We start from the raw sequence: 1922 nt of genomic DNA, 5'->3' as shown, positions 1-1922 counted from the left end.
ATATTGAAGGAAAAGGTGTCAAGTTGCATAGAAGAGGAACAAAAGCTACAATGGAGCAATTGCAAGAACTTGATTTATCCTATGAACTAGAAAAGCGAAAAGAAAGTTTGGGTGCTGTTGCTTGTGAAATCTTGGAAAAGTCGGATGGTGGGGGCAAGCAAAAATGAATGATCGCGGCAAACGAATGATGGTCGATACAATTATTAAGTTAGTCGATTCTTCTCCATCAAAAAAATTCCGTTCCTATACAGGACAGCCAATGAGTTGGGAGATTACTCAACCAGAGCTCAACATATGGGTGAATTATATAAATTCTACTCTGGACATATTATCAGGGTATGCTGGGTTAGCGATAATTTCTTCTGCAAAGATGCAGGTAGTAAGTATCGCATCGCAGGGGAATGTATCTGGTATGCAACGTGTTCTTGATATTGAGCGTCTACTATTGGATTTGGCTCAAAATATTTTGAGATATTACCAATAGCCCTTAACGAGGTGAGTTTATGGCCTATACGGAATCCAACTATGAAAACGCCGTCCTCCAACTCTTTCAGGAGCAGCTCGGCTACACCTACGTCTACGGCCCTGACGTGGCGCGGGACTACCGATTTCCGCTATATGAGGACATTCTCCTCCCCTGCCTGCGGCGGGTCAACCCCGCCCTGCCCATGGACGCGCTCAACGAGGCGGCCTACAAGCTGAAAAACTTCGAGAGCGGGACGCTGCTGCAAAAGAACCTGGTGTTCATGGACTACCTGCAAAACGGCGTGCCGGTGAAATATTTCGTAAACGGCGAGGAGCGCTCCACCCTCGTCTACCTCGTGGACTACAAAAATCCCAACAACAACGATTTCACTATCGCCAACCAGTGGACGGTGGTAGAGAACTCAGAAAAGCGGCCCGACGTGATTTTGTTCGTCAACGGACTGCCGCTTGTTGTCGTGGAGCTGAAAGCCCCCTCTCGGGAGGAAACGGACGCCTCAGCCGCTTACCGCCAGCTTAGGAACTATATGCACGAAATTCCTTCGCTGTTCGTCTACAACGCCGTCTGCGTCATGAGCGATATGACCCACTCCCGGGCCGGGACGATCACCTCCGGTGAGGACCGGTATATGGAGTGGAAGACAACGGACGGCAGCTATGAGAATACGCAGTATGCCCAATTTGATACATTTTTTAAAGGGTTATTTGAGAAAGAACGCTTTCTTGACATTATCAAAAATTTTATCTGCTTCAATGCAGACGGTCAGAACACGTTCAAAATTCTAGCCGGGTATCATCAGTATTTTGCCGTTAAAAAGGCGGTGGAATCCACCCGCCGCGCCACCCGCACAGACGGCAAGGGCGGCGTTTTCTGGCATACCCAGGGCAGCGGGAAATCCCTGTCCATGGTGTTCTACGCCCACTATCTGCAAGAGGCACTGGAGAGCCCAACCATCGTTGTCATAACCGACCGGAACGATCTGGACGATCAACTCTACGGCCAGTTTGCCCGATGCAGGGATTTTCTGCGGCAGACGCCGGTACAAGCCACCTGCCGCAAGCTGAGCGACGAGTATAAGGAGAAACTGCGGCAGGGCGAAACGCCGAAGCATATAGAAATTGGCTTGAAGGACTGGTTAAAGGACCGTCAGGCCAACGGGATCATCTTTACCACTATGCAGAAATTTGAGGAGAGCGGCGAACCGCTCTCCGAACGCCGGAATATTATCGTTATGGCGGACGAGGCCCACCGGGGGCAATACGGCCTGACAGAGAAGGTGGTTACCCGGCGGAAGGATAACGGGGAGATCGAAGCTAAAACGGTTGTCGGGACTGCCCGAATCATCCGGGACAGTCTGCCCAACGCTACATACATTGGTTTTACCGGCACGCCGGTTTCCTCCAAGGACCGCAGCACCCGCGAAGTGTTCGGTGAATAC

Annotated in this window: 2 protein-coding genes; both read left to right on the top strand. The window is 50.7% G+C overall.

The genetic code is table 11. From position 1 onward, the window contains the following. Positions 1-163 precede the first annotated feature (163 nt). Positions 164-484 carry a hypothetical protein gene (locus tag JX325_RS15965; protein ID WP_204792037.1) on the top strand — a complete coding sequence of 107 codons (321 nt, stop codon included), beginning with the start codon at positions 164-166 and terminating at the stop codon, positions 482-484. 19 nt (positions 485-503) lie between these two features. Further along, positions 504-1922, top strand: a 1419-nt coding sequence (locus JX325_RS15960; RefSeq protein ID WP_204792036.1) for a type I restriction endonuclease subunit R, incomplete at its 3' end; no start/stop codon positions are given.

Origin of the sequence: Oscillibacter sp. CU971, assembly GCF_905219725.1 — a bacterium.
Lineage (GTDB): Bacteria > Bacillota > Clostridia > Oscillospirales > Oscillospiraceae > Oscillibacter.
The sequence above is the reverse complement of the archived record's forward strand: the minus strand, read 5'-3'. Positions and strand labels throughout refer to the sequence as shown.